Origin of the sequence: Paenibacillus sp. 2KB_20 (assembly GCF_052115765.1) — a bacterium.
Classification (GTDB): domain Bacteria; phylum Bacillota; class Bacilli; order Paenibacillales; family Paenibacillaceae; genus Paenibacillus_AQ.
Map to the genome: position 1 here is coordinate 12,779 of NZ_JBFRHH010000008.1, position 17,418 is coordinate 30,196.

The following is a 17,418-nucleotide window of genomic DNA, read 5'->3' on the forward strand; positions in this document are numbered from 1 at the left end:
ATGAGTTTATCGGAGCAATTTTTACCGGCTTATCTGGAAGAGGTCGTAGGTGACCGATTTGGCCGGTATTCCAAGTATATTATTCAGGACCGGGCAATCCCGGACGTCCGTGACGGCCTGAAGCCCGTTCAGCGCCGGATTCTTTATGCCATGTACGATTCGGGTAACACACCGGATAAACCATATCGTAAATCGGCGAAAACGGTCGGGGATGTCATGGGTAATTACCATCCGCACGGGGATTCTTCGATTTATGAAGGTATGGTTCGGATGGCTCAGCCTTGGAAGATGGGGCATGTGCTTGTAGATGGTCACGGAAACTGGGGCTCCCAGGACGATGATCCTGCAGCAGCGATGCGTTATACCGAGGCCAGATTGTCGCGGATTGCCATGGAGCTGCTTCGGGATATCGAGAAGCGGACCGTGCTGTTTAAGGATAATTTTGATAACACGGCTAAGGAACCGGTTGTGCTGCCTTCACGGTACCCAAACCTGCTAGTGAACGGAGCTAGCGGGATTTCCGCAGGCTTCGCGACTGAAATCCCGCCTCACAATCTGCGGGAAGTGATCGATGCTTGTATTGCTGTCATGCAGAAGCCGGAGATTGAGCTGGCCGAGATTATGACCTTTATCAAAGGTCCGGACTTCCCGACCAGTGGTATCATTATGGGCGGCGAAGGCATTTTGGATGCCTATCGGACAGGCAAAGGCCGCGTTTATCTGCGGTCGAAGACGGATATTGAATCGCTTCGCGGCGGCAAGCAGCAGATTGTCATCACGGAAATTCCTTACCAGGTTGTTAAGTCCCGGCTTGTTACCGCTATGGAGAACATACGACTGGAGAAAAAGGTCGAGGGCATCGCCGAGGTTCGCGATGAGAGCGGAAGGGAAGGACTTCGCATCGTCGTTGAGCTGAAGAAGGATGCCGACGCAAACGGGATTCTTGCTTATTTGTTCAAGAAGACCGATCTGCAAGTTACGTACAACTTCAATATGGTTGCGATCGTGAATAAAACCCCTCAACAGCTGGGGCTTAAAGACATGTTATCCGCCTATATCGAGCATCAGCGTGAAGTCGTCACGCACCGGACGCAGTACGAGCTGGAGAAAGCAGAGGATCGGGCGCATGTATTGGAAGGCCTGGTGAAGGCATTAAATATACTGGATGAGGTCATTGCGGCGATCAAAGCGTCCAAGAATCGCCAGGATGCCCAGAACAATCTGCAATGGATGTTTGGTTTCACGGAGCGACAAGCCGATTCCATATTGACTTTGCAATTATACCGCCTTACGAACCTTGAAATTCATTCGCTGCAAAAAGAGCTGGACGAGTTGACGAAGAAAATCGAGGGCTTGCGTGCGATACTGGACAGCGATAAGAAACTGATTGCCGTCATTCGCAAAGAGCTGCTTGAAATTCGCGAGAAGTACGGCATCGACCGGCGTTCGGTCATTCAGGAAGAAGTGGAAGAGATCAAGGTTAATCTGGAAGTGCTGGTTAACGCCGAGGACGTGCTCGTAACTCTGTCTAATGAAGGCTATATCAAGCGTACCAGCATGTTATCCTTCACCCGAAGCGGCGGTGAGCTGGAAAGCTCAGGCGTTAAGGAAGGGGATTACATCACCCGACTGTTTGAAGTCAATACTCTGGAGAATCTGCTCATATTCACGAGCCGTGGACAGTATTTCTTATTGCCGGTTCACCAGATTCCGGAATACAAATGGAAAGATGCTGGTACGGCCATCGTGAACGTGATTCAGGTGCCGAAAGAGGATCACATCGTATCAGTCATTCCGGTTTCGAACTTTGAAGAAGAGGGCAAATCCCTTGTGTTCGTCAGCCGCAAAGGTCAGGTGAAGCGCACAGAACTCAAGGAGTATGTCACCAAGCGGGCTGGCGCTGTTGCGGCAGCCAAGGTTGCTGCGGAAGATAGCATTATCCAGGTCGTCGTAAGTGATAGCAGTAAAGATATTGTGCTGATCTCGAGAGAAGGGATGAGCATCCGGTTTAATGAGCAGGAAGTCAACGCCATGGGACGCGTATCCGGCGGGGTCCGGGGAATCCAACTCCGTGACGGGGACGAAGTCGTTGCAGCGTTATGGGTGGAGAACGATGAGGGTGAAATTTTAACCATCACGGATCTTGGCTATGGTAAGCGCAGCTTGGTGTTGGATTACCAGACGCAAAGCCGCGGCGGAAAAGGAATGGCTACGTTTGAGTTTAAGGAAGGCAAGCGGGTGAAGCCTAACGGCAGCGCCATTGTCGGTGCTTTCTATTGCCGTGAACCGCTGCAGATTATGGCGTACAGCGAAGACGGGCAAGCTTATCTGATTCAGACGGAGAAAGTTCCGATCGCGGAACGTAAATCGATAGGCAAGCTGCTTGCCGATGTTGGCAAGCAAGGACAGATTGTTGATGTGGTAAGTCTTCCGCATGCGGAGTTAGGCAAAGAAAGTTAAACAAGAATGAATGAACATCCTTCGTTTAGGTAGTTTCAAGTTTGTTGTAAGATAGATGGATGAAAAGCACCTTCGATGATATTTGTCGAGGTGCTTTTGCTATATTTTGTGTTTGCGTAATATTTGAACTGTTATTTATACTATTTGACATATGTCCGTCCATGTCGAAGTGAGGTGAACCTTGAAAAACGCCGTCATATAAGGGATGGCGGGTTTTGTCGGTTGGTTGGAAATTATATTTTTTAACGAAAAAAGAAGGATATTAGGAGGTTCCCCGCGAAAAGTTAATCCTATAAACTATTATGGAATCATGACTTTGGTTCAAAACGAAATCCATTCATCGAAGTACAGTGCAACATCCACGGATGGTATCCGATGTTTGATCATGACAGACATAATTGAAGGGACGGGATAAACATGCATACTGCCGAATTCGCCAAGGTGTGGTCCAAGCTGGCTAAGGACTATAAGCTCCATATGGAAGCCGGATTAGCACCGACATTGACGGAATCGCAATTGATGGTGCTGGAGGTGCTTGCTGAGCTAGAGCGAATGAAACCTTCCGATTTCATTCCTTACCTGGCTACAAGTCCGGCAGCCGTGACGATGCTATTGGACCGGATGGAGAAGAATGGATTGATCAAACGGGAACGGGACGAAAATGACAGACGGATCGTCTGGGTGACGATATCCTATAAAGGGCGAGAGGAATATACGCGCGGGTTACAAGTTAGGGATGAGTACCTTTCCCAAATTCTGAATCGTATATCCTCGCATAATCAACAGCTGCTTATCTATCTATTAGGGAAGATTAATACAGCTCCAAAGGAAGTTCTGGTTGAGGCGTGAGTTCTTGATGCTAACGTTGACGTTGCAAACGTAGAGAAGCCCCTGGGCGACTGCATACGGCAGCTACCTTGGGGGCTATTACATATCTTCATTCTATTGAACATCAAGATCATGGTCACACCACGATTTCGAATGTTCACAAGACGTAATGGGATTACTTAAGCAACCACAAAGCCGCGACGTTAGAGGGTTCCCAACCAGGTAGGGGTGTGTGGGCTTGGCGGCACTCATCGGTATTGCCTCCATATGTGACTAAATCAACTAAATAATGTTAAAATAATATATTTACTATTCTTTGGTATTCTTTGATAAAAGTAAAGGGATAATATAATATCATAGAGGGATAGAATATTACAATATTTTCCACGGTGAAACAGAGGCATGAAAAAACGAAATCCAAGGATGGATTTCGTTTTTTTTGAGTTCTATTGTATAGAACCGTTATGTGACCTCCAGCTTGTCCATGGAGAAGAGACTCCAGGGATAGACGGATGCCGGCATGGAACGGATGGCGATTTCCTCTTTGGTAACGGGGTGCGGAAATCCGACCAATACGGACCATAAGGCAATCTGCTGCCCGGCTTTGTTCACCTTGCTTCCATACTTCTGATCTCCGAACAGCGGATGTCCCGCATGGCTCAGCTGTACACGGATTTGGTGTGGCCTGCCCGTGTGCAGCTCGATCAGGACGAGGCTGAAGCCTTCCGCCGTTTGGAGCACGGTGTAATCCAGAATGGCCTCCTTGGCCCCGTCGGTACCTTTAGAGGTGACATGGACGGTGTTGGTTTTCACATCTTTATACAGCATATTTACGAGCCGACCTGAGGTTTTCGAAGGAATCCCGTGAACGACCGCTACATACTGCTTGCGGAAGCTGCGATTGCGGACGGCTTCCGATAATCGGGATGCGGCTTTGGAGGTCTTGGCAAAGACCATCGCTCCGCCAACCGGACGGTCCAGACGGTGAACCAACCCCAAAAATACATTGCCCGGTTTATTGTAGCGCTCCTTGATATCCTGTTTCAAAATCGTCAGCATGTCGGGATCGCCGGTAGCATCCTCCTGGGAGGGGATGTTTACTGGCTTGGTTACACCTAACACATGATTATCCTCGAAAATTATCGGCACTACCGGATATGCTGCTGGTTCCCGCTTGCTCATCGAATCAGGACTCCCAGCGACCCAGGATGCCGCATGGCAGGTTCATACCGGATCGGGTAATCGGCAATCCGATTTCACCCGCACTGATGATACCGCCGTATTTCGGCTTCATGGTCATGGTCAGCATGTTATTCAGAACGGTAGGGGAGATGCCGGTCGTATAGGAGTTAATCAGCATAAACAGCGGATTATCCGATACAATGCTCATGCAGCTTTCGAGAAATGGGTACAAGCTTTGTTCAAGCTTCCACGTTTCTCCACTTGGACCGCGGCCATAAGATGGAGGGTCCATAATGATCGCATCGTATTTGTTCCCTCGACGCTGCTCTCGTTGCACGAATTTAAATACATCATCCGTAATATAACGGATAGGACGGTCGGCGAGGCCGGACAATGCCGCATTTTCCTTGGCCCATTGAACCATCCCCTTGGCAGCATCCACATGCACAACCTGAGCTCCGGCCGAGGCGGCCGCGACGGTTGCTCCCCCGGTATAGGCGAACAGGTTCAGCACGCTGACCGGACGTCCGGCTGAGGCGATCTTATCCATCATCCAACGCCAGTTGGCTGCCTGCTCCGGAAACAAACCGGTATGTTTAAAATTGGTTGGTCGAATATGAAATTTTAATTGGTCGTATGAGATGGTCCACCGGTCCGGAAGCTGCTTTTTCATGTCCCATTGCCCGCCGCCGGACGAACTGCGGTGATAGTGTCCGTGAACACTGCGCCATTGTTCATCTTCACGTTCAATCGGCCATATGATCTGCGGATCCGGACGTCTGAGAATCACGTCGCCCCAGCGTTCCAGCTTCTCCCCGCCCCCGGTATCGATGACCTCGTAATCTTGCCAATCCTGAGCTACATACATGTTGAAAACCATCCTTCAAATAGTCATTTAGACTTTATTGTACAACATATCAGAAGCTGAATGCCACCAAGTATTGCCCGGCTTGACCAAACCTATTCGGATGATATGGACTTTGAAGCTCGACTTACCCCAAATCTTCGAATGCGGAGTGGAAACGGAATTCGCCATGCAGGTGGTTGAGAGCGCCTAGCTGAAGCTCGGCAACCATGAACACTTCATCGGAAACCGTGAATTGCGTTAAGTCGATCCCATAGGTTCTGGCCTGAACAAAGCCGTAACGGGGATAATACGCCGGATGGCCGAATAGAAAAACAAGGGGATAGCCATGCGAGAGGCACCGCCGTTTGCCTTCTTCAATCAAAATTCCGCCGATCCCTTGACGTTGATAATCCGGAAGCACAGCCAGTGGCCCTAGCGCAGCTACGTAATGGCTATGAATGCCGTCAATAAGGCTGGCCTGGCTGAACATAATATGTCCCTTGATGATCCCATCTTCTTCTGCAACGATTGACAATTCCCGTTGAAAGGTTTTGTCTTCCCGCAGCCGTTGTACTAGAAGCGCTTCTTCCTGTCCGGGAAAAGCCTGAGTGAGAAGGTCCTGGACCTTCTCATGATCGTTTATGGTTTCTGTACGTATGTTCATCGTGATCTCTCCTCGCAAATCCTGTGGATTTTTTATAGATATCCTGCGACTCATCCCAAGAGCTTCGTTACTCCGGCTTCGTTTCAATCTGCAGTCCTTCAACGTGCTTGCGGTTCATCAGTTTACGCTTCTTCAGGTTCTCTTTGCTCTCAAAAACGATATCAAGATTATAATCCTCCGGGTAAAGATCCTTGGCGGCAATATAAGGTTTCAGTCGTTTGTGGTTAATCTTCAGTCGATCCTTCTGAATCATAACACCGATATTTCCTCTACCGTCCATGGTCTCATACACGGTTCCGCTACGTTTCAAATAAGGCACATAGACACGATCGCCAAGTTGATAGAGGGAAGAGGGAGAATCCTCATCTACATCTACATCTACATCTACATGATCTTGAACAATCACTAGCTCATCCTGTTCGCCTGTCGGTAAGGTAACGTGTTCTGCCAGACTCGCTTCTTCTGCCCATGCTTTGGGCTCTGAGCGAACATCATCTCTAAGGACTTTGTCGCCTCTTGCAGCTCCCGCTTCCGTGATTTCACGTGATCTGGTTATAATCGACTCCGGAATACCCAGCTTCGCGGCAATGACGAAGGCATAACTGTGACCGGCTTCACCGATCCGCAGACGATAGAGGGGCTCAAGTGTGTCAGCGTCAAATTCCATGCGGGCATTCTCAAAGCCGGCTGTGCGCTCGGCAAAATTTTTGATTTCTGTAAAATGGGTGGTGACTACAACCGTTGCTTGACGTTGACTCAATTCCTCCAAAATGGCGATCGACAATCCAACGCCTTCACCAGGGTCCGTTCCGGACGCCATCTCATCGAGCAGTACGAGCGTGGACCGGCTAGCCGTCTGTAAAATGTCGCGGATGTTGCGTATATGTGCAGAGAACGTGCTGAGGGCATGCTCCAAGCTTTGTCCGTCTCCGATATCGACGGAAACCTCGTCAAAGATGGCGCAATGGCTGCCATCCGCTACAGGAACCAGCAGACCGGATTGAACCATGACCGTAATGAGTCCAACCGTCTTGAGCGCTGAAGTTTTGCCGCCGGTGTTAGGTCCTGTAATGATCAGGGTTTTATACCGCTTCCCGATGGTAAAGTCCAGCGGTACCATGGTGGAGCCGATTAAAGGATGCACCGCGGATTTTAAATGGATGAACCCTTCCTGGTTCAGGCTCACATTGCGCCCGCCGATAGAAATGGCATACTTGCCTCTGGCTATGATGTAATCGTAGACTCCAACAATGTCGGCATTGGTTCTCAGTTCGAATTGATATTGCTCGGCAAGTGCGGTTAAATCACTCAACACCTTTGTTTCTTCCCGAACTTCATCGGCGTGCAGGAGAGTTAATTCCATCTGAAGTGCCTGCAAGTCGGAAGGCTCGATGAATACGGTCTGTCCGCTGGCCGATTCATCCAGAATCGAGCCATTCACGGATTTACGGTGCTCCTTCTTGATGGGCAGCACGTAACGTCCTCCGCGTTTGCTGATGACATGCTCTTGCATGATCCCTTTGTAACGGCTTATCAGGCTGTCGAGCTTGCGCTTGATCCGTTCCTCGGTCATGATGATTTTTTTGCGGACTTTTGCCAGATCTTTGCTGGCGCTATCCACGACACGTCCGCCGTGAATGCTGCGTTCGATTTCGGACAGAAGCGGACGCAGTTCATACATGGAAGAGGCGTAGGAACTGATCAATGGAGCAATGTCGTTCTTGGCATTCATATATTGAATGAGCTGGCGGCAGCTTCTCAGATATTGGACCATATTCCCGAAATCACGCTCAGACAGGACATAGCCGGTACCGAGCAAATCCAGGACCATTTTTATTCCCTCCAGTGAAGGAATAGGTACGCTGGCTCCGGTATGGAGCAAAGTTTTGGCTTCTACCGTTTCATTCAATTTATTGTGGATGGCTTTCATCTGGGTGAGGGGGGCCATCTTCTGAATATGCTCGACTCCCAGATACGATACGGCAAAGCGTTCAAGCTCGGTGCGTATTCTCTCATACTCCAATTTGTTTAATGCGAATGGTTTCATGGGCTTCATTCTCCTTTTGATTTATAAAATGGATGGCATACAATGCAAAAAAGGGCGGAAAGCGAACTACTAAGGTTCGCTTTCCGCCCATAGACCGTTATTCCGATGGCATGGCGTTATGGGACAGCTCCAAATAACCCTTTTGCATAAAAGAGGGGAGACCCAAAAAATCCGCGCTGAACTCAGCACGGATGACCATATCATATCTGAATAAACCCTAAAGGGGCTTCAATTGATATCCGCAGTTCTTAACTAATTCAACGGATGAAATGAAAATCCATCAAAAAATAAACATATCCCAATACAGGAAATGCCCAAAATTTTACATTTCGATCCATATGAAATTTGGTTAGTTAAGAACGACCACCGACATCAAAATCTCTCCTTTAGATAAGAGTATAGAACAACTATATCCATAAATATGGTCCCAAGTCAAGGCCGAAAAGCGGATACGGTCCCTTGAAAAACTGTGATATGATGGAATTGTTATGCAGTTGCTATTCATTAGTAAATGCTGTCGTCAATCACGAGAGTAAAAGACACGAGAGGAGTTGTATCCATGGGGAAGTTGCTGACACGAAGTGAGGTTCCAATCGAGGCAACCTGGAATCTGGATGATTTGTTTGTCTCGCAAGAAGAATTCGAAGCGGGGTTAAAAGCGCTTGAATCGCAAGCTGCTCAATTGACACGATTCAAAGGTAGGCTGGGAGAGGGGGCATCTATTCTTCTGGAATGCTTGAATGAACAGGAAGTTTTGATGGAAAGCATCAGCAAAGTTGGAGCGTATGCCAGATTACGGCAATCGGAGGACGGAACCAACCCGGCTAACTTGGCGAATTCGGCCAAAACGGGCGATGTTCTCTCACGCATCCAATCCTCTCTGACGTTTATTGTATCGGAGCTGCTGGATCTCGAAGATGGCGCCATCGAACATTACATAACGAAGGAAGAAGGGCTTGTTCCATATGCCCGAAGCTTGAAATTGTTGCTGGAAACCAAACCTCACCGCTTGAGCCCTGAGACGGAGAGCGTGCTAGCATCGCTAGGAGAGGTGCTTGGGTCCCCTTACCGCATCTATTTGCGCAGCAAGCTGTCGGATATGACCTTTGACGATATTCGAGTAAATGACGAAACCAAACCGGTCTCGTTCCGTTTGTACGAGAATTCTTACGAAATGTCCGAGGATACGCAGCTTCGACGCGAAGCCTATGCTTCCTTCACGAAGTCACTGCAGGGATCGCGCCATACCTTTGCAGAGGCTTACGCCACCGAAGTGAAGAAGCAAGTGGTGATGTCCCGGCTTCGCGGGTATGATTCCGTAACGGACATGCTGCTGAAGCCGCAGCAAGTGACCATGGAGATGTACAACAATATCCATGATACAATTCTGACGGAGTTAGCTCCGCATATGCGGAGACTTATGAAGCTGAAGAAGCGTGTGCTTGGGCTGGATCAAATGCTGTTCTGCGATTTGAAAGCGCCGATGGATACGGATTTCAATCCAAGCATCACTTATGAAGAAGCTTGCTCTACAATTTCCAGTGCTTTGTCGATACTGGGTCCTGAATACGGCGAGATCGTTCAATCCACGTTCTCCAAGCGCTGGGTGGATTATGCCGATAATATTGGTAAATCTACAGGCGCGTTCTGTTCCTCCGTATACGGAGTACATTCTTATATCCTGATGGCATGGGCGGACAATATGCGCAATGCCTTCACGTTAGCGCATGAAGTCGGGCATGCCGGTCATTTGATGCTGGCTGCTAGCCATCAGCGTATCACCAATGCGCGTCCTTCCTTGTATTTTATTGAAGCGCCTTCAACGATGAACGAGCTGCTGCTAGCGGATCACTTGCTCAGTCAATCCGAGGATAAGCGGATGCGGCGCTCTGTTATTCTTCAGCTTCTGAGCACGTATTACCATAACTACGTGACTCACCTTCTGGAAGCGGAAATGCAGCGGCGAGTATACAGCCATGCGATGGCTGATGAGCCGATTACCGCAGATAAGCTATCTGAGCTAAAAGGTGCCGTGCTATCCGATTTCTGGGGTGACGCGGTCGAGCTCGATGAAGGAGCGAAGCTTACCTGGATGCGGCAACCGCATTATTATATGGGTCTTTATCCATATACTTATGCCGCAGGACTGACCGCATCAACAGCTGCAGCACAATTGATTCGCGAGGAAGGACAACCGGCTGTAGACCGCTGGCTCCAAGTCCTTAAAGCCGGAGGCAGCAAGAGTCCGCTGGAATTAATGGCTATGGCGGGAGTCGATATGTCCACTTCTGAACCAATCTCCAAAGCGGTAGCTTATGTTAGCTCATTAATTGACGAATTGGAGTCCCTGTACGAGGAATAGTACCAATTGAATATAGGAGAAAAGGGTGGTCAACAGCTCATTTGCTGAAGATCACCCTTTTGTTTGTGGAAGATATTGGAGGGACTCTCAAGTTTATTTGTCCGTGTTATCATCATTCAGCGTATGAGTCGGGATCGTAAAATAGAAGGAGGAACCGACATGTTCACGACTCTCGACGCCGATGACCCCTCCCATCAGCTCGACGAGTTTTTTACTGATTGCAAGCCCCAGTCCCGTACCGCCGTATTTGCGATTCAAGGAGGGGTGAAGCTGCGAGAAAGAGGTGAATAGCTGATGCTGCTGTTCAGCAGGGATGCCAATTCCCGTATCCCTTACTTGAAAAGCAAGCGTGAATTCCTGGGTGCCCGTCCTGGGCAGTCCCTCGACACTCATCATGATGCTGCCCTCATGTGTGAATTTGATGGCATTGCTGATGAGATTAACAAGCACTTGCCGCAGCCGCAGGGCATCGCCGATGATCACATCGGGTACCGTGGAGCTGTTGATGCTGCAGGATAACGATAACCCTTTTTCTTTGGCTTTGGCCGAGAATAGATCAACGACGACCTCAAGCAAGGAACGCAAATCGATCGGTTCATGAATGAGTGTCATATTGCCGGCTTCGATTTTGCTGAAATCAAGGATCTCGTTTAGGATGTGCAGCAGCGAACTGCTGCTCTCCATCAGAATATGGGTATAATTCTGTTGGTCCTCGTCAAGCTCGGTCGTTCTTAACAGCTCAATCATCCCGATGATGCCGTTCATCGGCGTGCGGAGTTCATGGCTCATCATGGTCAGAAACTCCGTTTTCGCTTGATCTGCCCGTTCGGCATTCTCCTTCGCCCGGATGATCTCTTTCTCATCGGTTATATCGCGGAACAACATAACGGCGCCTTTGCGCTCTCCTTGATCCCAGATTGGGTTGACCTGATAATTTGCCAGAAAGCTGGTTCCGTCGCCTCGCCAAAGCACAATTTCGGCTCTGGACAGTGGTACTCCTTGTTTGACGGCTCGAACTAGCGGAGAATCGTCCCCCCGATAAAAAGTGCCGTCATGGCGAATTTCTTTGATAATCTGGTCGCAAGGTCTTCCGATGGTGGTAGCCGGTTCATAATCCAGCATCGCTGCGCCTGCCGGATTGATAAAAGCGACCTCTCCGTGAATGTCCAGTCCGATAATGCCTTCGGATACCGTATTCAGCAAAAGAGTGAGCTCGCGGCTAAGTTTCTTAATCTCTTCCATGGTTCGCATGCGCTCAGTAATGTCCCGGGTAATGCCATAGACGCCGACCACTTCGTCATCCACGAAAATCGGTATGTTGATGGTATTGATGTCGATAGGATGTCCATCCTTATGAATTATCGTCAGATCATAGCTCTGCGGTATGCCTTCTGTCGCCTGATTAAAATGATACAACGTTCGAGCCATGTCATTTTCCGCTACAATCGGTCCGAAATACATTCCGATCAACTCGTCCAAGGAATAACCCGTCAGGTCCTGCAAATTTTGATTGGCCGTTAAGTAGTCGCCATCCAAATTCATGGAGTATACCGCCGACGGATTATATTCAAATAGAGAACGATATCGCTGCTCGCTTTCTTTAAGTTTAAATTCCATCAGCTTTCGTTCGGAAATGTCGCGGGCAATCGAAATGATTTCGTTCTTTTGGCCGTCCTGCGTGCTAATGTACCTGCAATTGACTTCAAACCAGATGTGCCTGCCATCCTTATGTATATAACGGAAGGTGATCGGTGTGAGCAATTTGCAGTCCAGGCAATTCTTGAAATAGTCCTGAAGCGGTATGATATCCTCAGCGTATACATAATCGAATATACTGGTGCCAACCATCTCATCCGGACGATATCCAAGCAGAGAATAACAGGAAGGTGAACAATAAAGAAACGTTGAACAGCCTATGGTGCTGCTCGATATGAAATCAAGGGAATTCTCGGTTATGAGTTTGTACTTATTTTCATTCTCCAGCGACTGCTGTTCAATCAGCACCTGCTCGGTGATATCCTGCGCCATGCCAACCATCTCCATGGGTCTGCCTTCATTCGTAACGGAGACTTCCCATTGAGCTCGAATGGTTCGGATTTGCTTGTCCTGAAGCTGGATCCGGTAGATGATTTCATTCGCCTTCCCTTGAATGGCTCTGCTCACCGCCGCCTCCAGCCGCTCGCGGTCCTCCGGAACGACCAATGACAGCAGCGTGTTATGGTTTGGCTCGGTGGCACTGATCTGATATCCGTAAATTCGCCTCATCTCATCGCTGTAGGTTAGCGTATGCGTGATCAGGTCCCAACGCCAGGAACCGATCTTGGCAATCCGCTGTGCATGGGCCAGCGTATCCTCATCCGTTTTTCGTTTGGTAATATTTCGTCCAATGGCGAGAACCTTGTTAATCTCACCCTGAGCTCCCCGAATCAGCTGAAAATACGTTTCCAACCATAAATAATGCCCGTCCTTATGGCGAATGCGTCGAACGAAGCTGTTTTCCTCTGAAAATAGTTTGCCCGGTTCTTTTATTTGCTCGGAATCGACTTGATGATAGTAATCGATCCGGCATTGGCCCGTCATTTCCTCTTGGGTGTATCCGAGTATTTCGGTCACAGAAGGTGAGATATACTCGATGATGCCGTCAGCGTTGCTGATGGATATAAGATCTTGTCCGCTTTTGGAAATAAGTGCAAGCAGCTCATCATTCTTAATGGTCCGCGGCAAAGATAATTCCTCCTGTATGGTTCGGGGTTCAATACAGCACAATATCCATGGAGTCTCTCCAGGGGCAGGATGTTTTAACAGGGAAATAGTCACTGAGACATGGACTTGATTTCCGTCACGGCGGATAAAATAAGAGTTACTTTTGAGCGTGGTCGTTTGGTTATATGTGAATGATTGCAATGTTTGTTGAATCGGTAGGTTGGATAGAATTTGGATTTCGGAAGGTTTGAGCTGAAGCAGGTCTGAACGTTTGGTTTCGCTAAGTTCGCAAAAACGATCATTAACCATCGCCACAGGCTCGTCAACCGCAGAAATCAGGATCGCCCCAATAGGCAATGTATCAAACATTTGTTCCCAGACCCAATGTTCCGCTGTTTGCCTCATGATTATAGTTGCCTCCCTAACTTAAGCTATACCATTCGATCATAGAGGATAAGATCACTCTATCGCAATCGAAAATACCTAAGTATAATTTGAACTTGGAATTAAGGCGCGTAAAAGCCAACCGATAAGAGGAGCATTCTTATGGCTGGCGAGTCTAACTTTACGAGGGGGACACCCGATTATCAATGCCATATGTTATTTTTAGCATCGTTTTTTATTTGTACAACAGTACACGATCGTCGATGTTTTTATCAAAATAATGCCCGGCATAGGAGCAAGCGGGGATGATTTTCAAATCTTCTTCCCGAGCGTACCCTATTACTTTTCGAACGAGTTCGTCGGCGATTCCTTGCCCGCGCAGGCTGGGTGAGATATAGGTGTGATCGATACTGATCACTCCATTACCTTGAGGCGAGTAGGTGATTTCGGCTACCGTTTTTCCGTCATCATTAATGAAAAAGCTGCCCGATTTTGACTGTATATTTTGTTTGTCCATGGTGTTTAATCCTCCTTCATCTGGTTGTACTATACCCGTATCTACGATGCATTAAACGGATTTCACATAGGCGAACACCCTTGACGGGATATTTGCATACAATGCGGATAGAAGAGAACGAAGGAGGAGCATCATGAACAATTATTCAACGCAACCGCAAATGCTGTTTCAATGCGATCACCATCTGGTACATTCCATGAAGAAGCATAGAGAAAGCGCCCATGCTGCTATGAAAAATGTGATGAATCGCAAGGTAAGAGTGCATACGATGGATGATGAAGCCATCGAAGGCGTCGTCATAAACGTAGACGCAAAAAATGTTTACATTCTTGTAGAACAAGGCAACAGAGGATTCTTTCCTGGATATCCGCCCTTTGCGCCATACGGGCCCAATCCTAATGTAGTATTGCCGCTAGCATTGTTTAATCTTTTGGCTGTCAGCTTGTTGTGGTAGCAAACGAAGAACCTGCAGTCTGGTCTGCAGGTTCTTTTTTTTTATGATAAATTTTAGAAATCTGCATTTACATACATACAGTATGTATGATAAATTGGATTCATCCCATTGTAGAAGGAGATGTTTTCCATATGGAGCTGCAAGGATTTTATCCTGTGATCATGACAGACAAGATCGCCGAAAGCGCAGAGTTTTACACACGGTTGTTTGGATTTGAGATTGTTTTTGAAGCGGATTGGTATATAAGCCTGAAGAAGGGAGACCTGGAACAAGGCGCCTATGAAATGGCCATTTTGTCCAAAGACCATCCCACGGTACCGTCCGCTTTTCAGAAATCTGTACAGGGATTGATTCTTAATTTTGAGGTGGAGGATGTGGATGCCGAGTACCAAAGGCTGATCATCCACGAAAAGCTGCAGCTTCATCAGGAGATGCGGGATGAGGAATTTGGTCAGCGGCATTTTATTATCAGTGACCCGAATGGGGTACTGATTGACATGATCAAAATCATTCCGCCTTCCCAGACCTTTCTGGAGCAGTATAATGAAGAAGTGTGGTCACCTAACGAGGTTGACTCTAGAGAATGATGCATAGGGGAGAACAACGCTAATTATGAGAAGAAGTAAAAGCGAAACCCACGAGACAATACAGCTGCTGCTGAAGGTAGCCAGAACACAATTTACGGAAAAAGGCTATGCCAATGCGGCACTAGAGGAAATTGCCGACGAAGCTAACGTTACCCGCGGCGCTCTGTATCATCACTTTAAGAATAAACTAGGTTTGTTCCTGGCTGTGCTTGAATTAGTACAATCGGAAATTGCACAGCGCGTGGAAACGGAAGCGGGTAGCTCCGAGGATCCCTGGGAGCAGCTCCTGTTTGGCTGCCGTGCTTTCATTGCTGCTGTGGTAGAGCCGCAGAATAAGCGGATTATGCTCATTGACGGTCCTAGTGTTGTAGGTTGGGAGGCTTGGCGCGAGATGGACGAGTTGCATTCGATGAGTCATTTGCGGGAGCAGTTAACTTTGATGCAGGAGCAGGGAATGATGAAGAAAATCCCTGTTGATGCGATGACCCATGGCTTGTCTGGCGCATTAAATGAATGCTCGCTTTGGGTCGCTCAAATGCCTGCAACCGATAAAGGCATCGAGGAAACGATGGATGTGATTGCCGGCATGTTACAAGGGTTTCGAGTAAGAGACTAAAGTACATGATAAGGTTTACCCCTAGTATGGACCGGTTTTCCAACAAACCTTACAATTTGCACGAATGTTGTAAGCTGGAGAGGTACAGCAATAAATCCATGAAATGGGAAAGGGGTTAACCATGAAACCAATGAAACCGTTGAAGGAATTTTTGGAAGAGCATCAAGATCATCCAATCGAAGCCATCGGAAGCTATATTTCCGAGTACATTGAACATAACTGGCAAACCGTACTTACCGTAAATCAGGAAAAACTGATGAGGGCATACAACGAGGGTGGAGATGCAGCGTATGGGACGTTTTTGAACCTTTTATTCTTGCCCATTCATAGACAATTAAAAGAATTAGGAATACGACCTGAACCGAAATTCCCCGGTGAGTTTGACATCTCAAGAGAATGGGGAAGCCAGGAAGGGACGGACCAACAGCGCTGGATGTGGAGCACGGTTTATTCGCCAGAGCAGGAGCGACTAGGCACCATCGTCACCGTCGTATATCACGATCATACACAGTTTCGCGTCCCAAGGCAGCCTCGCATCATAGCTTTGCAGGAGACAGAAAAAGAGGAAGTCGTCGCGGCTCTTTCGCTCAAGTCCCCGAATTTTAAGGAAGCACTCGAATTTACGGTTGAATATGAAGCATATCTTCGGAGTTTGCAGGAGTAGGAAGTAACGATGCAGCGGATGCAGCGCGGATTTTTCTGCCCACCAAGGAGATGTCTTCGTCCTAGTATAAGATTTCAGATGGTTCTCACGAGCCTATAAAAAAGCGCCTTGAGCAGGATGAAAATATCCTGAGACAAGGCGCTTTTAATATTTAGATTGAAGACAGCTGATCAACTGTTAGGTCTAACCAGTCTAATTCCGCCCTTGTCAGCTGGATGGTTGAACCCTCATCACAGGATTTTAATTCTTCGGCTGATTGCGCACCGATCAGCGCACAGGTTGGGAAGGGCTGGTTCAGCACGTAAGCGAGCGCAATCTGAATGGCTGTCACATGTTTAGATGCCGCCAACTGCTTTGCACGCTCTAATCGCTCCCAGTTCTCATCGCTGTAGAACACCCGCACAAGATCCGCATTATCTCGAATTTCAGGCGTGAATCGGCCGGTAAAGAATCCTCTCGCTTGGGAAGACCAGGAGAACAACGGGAACTGCTCGGATTCATGCCACGCAATTGTCTCTGCATCGGCAGACACGCAGCCTTTCCAGAACGGCTCGTTTGGTTTGGCCAGACTGAGATTCGGGCTGCTGAAGGAGAAACCGACCAATCCATTCGCCTCGGCATAGGCATTGGCATCCCGGATGCGCTCCCATGTCCAGTTGGATACCCCAATGGCGCCAACGCTGCCATCGGCAATGTATTCGTTCAGAGCCTCAATAACTTCGCCTGCCGGAACCTCAGGGTCGTCACGGTGAAGCGCGTACAGATCGATGAAATTCGTCTGCAGTCTTTCAAAGCTAGTTGTGATGTCACTCTTGATGTCTTTTTTATTTACGCGCGGGCCATTATGGTCATGATGAGCACCCTTGGTCAGTATGACGATCTGATCCCGGTTACCTCTTTCCTGCATGTATCTGCCGATCACTTCTTCGCTTTGACCTCCAGCGTAGATGTGGGCGGTATCAACGGAATTGCCGCCAATAGCCAGGTATGCATCCATATTCGCGGCTGCTTTCTCATATGAATCATGATAGAAGTAGTCCGTTCCTTTCATTAGCGCAGAGACGGGTTTGTTTAATCCCTTGATTGATATATATTTCATATTC

14 protein-coding genes and 1 pseudogene are annotated in these 17,418 nt (G+C 48.1%); 7 read left to right on the plus strand and 8 right to left on the minus strand.

From position 1 onward, the window contains the following. Positions 1 to 2,460, plus strand: a complete 2,460-nt coding sequence (gene gyrA, locus AB4124_RS22235) for a DNA gyrase subunit A (RefSeq protein ID WP_430106858.1) — start codon at positions 1 to 3, stop codon at positions 2,458 to 2,460. Positions 2,461 to 2,877: 417 nt separating this feature from the next. After that, a complete protein-coding gene (locus tag AB4124_RS22240) occupies positions 2,878 to 3,309 on the plus strand; it encodes a MarR family transcriptional regulator (protein WP_076321038.1) in 432 nt (143 codons plus the stop codon). A gap of 154 nt (positions 3,310 to 3,463) precedes the next feature. Here the strand turns inward: AB4124_RS22240 and AB4124_RS22245 are convergent. The 5 genes and pseudogenes from AB4124_RS22245 to AB4124_RS22265 all read right to left on the minus strand — a co-directional run. After that, positions 3,464 to 3,556: pseudogene (locus AB4124_RS22245) on the minus strand (carbohydrate-binding protein); the annotation flags it as partial. 194 nt (positions 3,557 to 3,750) lie between these two features. Beyond that, positions 3,751 to 4,470 (minus strand): RluA family pseudouridine synthase, encoded by a 720-nt coding sequence (locus AB4124_RS22250; protein ID WP_441974211.1) that lies wholly within the window; start codon positions 4,468 to 4,470, stop codon positions 3,751 to 3,753. A 4-nt stretch (positions 4,471 to 4,474) separates the two neighbouring features. Further along, positions 4,475 to 5,338, minus strand: coding sequence for a class I SAM-dependent methyltransferase (locus AB4124_RS22255; protein ID WP_339272253.1), 864 nt, complete (start codon positions 5,336 to 5,338; stop codon positions 4,475 to 4,477). Between the two features lie 124 nt (positions 5,339 to 5,462). Then, positions 5,463 to 5,981, minus strand: coding sequence for a GNAT family N-acetyltransferase (locus tag AB4124_RS22260; RefSeq protein ID WP_076321041.1), 519 nt, complete (start codon positions 5,979 to 5,981; stop codon positions 5,463 to 5,465). Positions 5,982 to 6,048: 67 nt separating this feature from the next. Next, positions 6,049 to 8,028, minus strand: coding sequence for an endonuclease MutS2 (locus tag AB4124_RS22265; protein ID WP_441974212.1), 1,980 nt, complete (start codon positions 8,026 to 8,028; stop codon positions 6,049 to 6,051). A gap of 559 nt (positions 8,029 to 8,587) precedes the next feature. Between AB4124_RS22265 and pepF the strand changes: the two genes are divergently transcribed. Then, entirely contained in the window at positions 8,588 to 10,390 is a 1,803-nt protein-coding gene (pepF, locus tag AB4124_RS22270) for an oligoendopeptidase F (protein WP_441974213.1), read from the plus strand. 93 nt (positions 10,391 to 10,483) lie between these two features. Here the strand turns inward: pepF and AB4124_RS22275 are convergent, their stop codons facing one another. After that, entirely contained in the window at positions 10,484 to 13,498 is a 3,015-nt protein-coding gene (locus tag AB4124_RS22275) for a PAS domain S-box protein (protein WP_441974214.1), read from the minus strand. Positions 13,499 to 13,712: 214 nt separating this feature from the next. After that, positions 13,713 to 13,994, minus strand: coding sequence for a GNAT family N-acetyltransferase (locus AB4124_RS22280; protein WP_441974215.1), 282 nt, complete (start codon positions 13,992 to 13,994; stop codon positions 13,713 to 13,715). A 133-nt stretch (positions 13,995 to 14,127) separates the two neighbouring features. On the opposite strand from AB4124_RS22280, the gene AB4124_RS22285 reads away from it, so the two are divergent. From AB4124_RS22285 to AB4124_RS22300, 4 genes are all read left to right on the plus strand, one after another. Beyond that, complete coding sequence (locus AB4124_RS22285; RefSeq protein ID WP_339293016.1) at positions 14,128 to 14,448, plus strand: hypothetical protein; 321 nt, start codon at positions 14,128 to 14,130, stop codon at positions 14,446 to 14,448. 131 nt (positions 14,449 to 14,579) lie between these two features. Continuing rightward, the gene (locus tag AB4124_RS22290; protein WP_441974216.1) at positions 14,580 to 15,035 is read left to right on the plus strand and encodes a VOC family protein; all 456 of its coding nucleotides are present in this window, start codon (positions 14,580 to 14,582) and stop codon (positions 15,033 to 15,035) included. A gap of 25 nt (positions 15,036 to 15,060) precedes the next feature. Continuing rightward, entirely contained in the window at positions 15,061 to 15,651 is a 591-nt protein-coding gene (locus AB4124_RS22295) for a TetR/AcrR family transcriptional regulator (RefSeq protein WP_430130028.1), read from the plus strand. A 121-nt stretch (positions 15,652 to 15,772) separates the two neighbouring features. Further along, positions 15,773 to 16,315, plus strand: a complete 543-nt coding sequence (locus AB4124_RS22300) for a DUF6022 family protein (RefSeq protein ID WP_098743134.1) — start codon at positions 15,773 to 15,775, stop codon at positions 16,313 to 16,315. 151 nt (positions 16,316 to 16,466) lie between these two features. Here the strand turns inward: AB4124_RS22300 and AB4124_RS22305 are convergent, their stop codons facing one another. After that, positions 16,467 to 17,414: an aldo/keto reductase gene (locus AB4124_RS22305; protein ID WP_441974217.1), complete on the minus strand. Its 948-nt coding sequence runs from the start codon at positions 17,412 to 17,414 to the stop codon at positions 16,467 to 16,469. Positions 17,415 to 17,418: the final 4 nt, after the last annotated feature.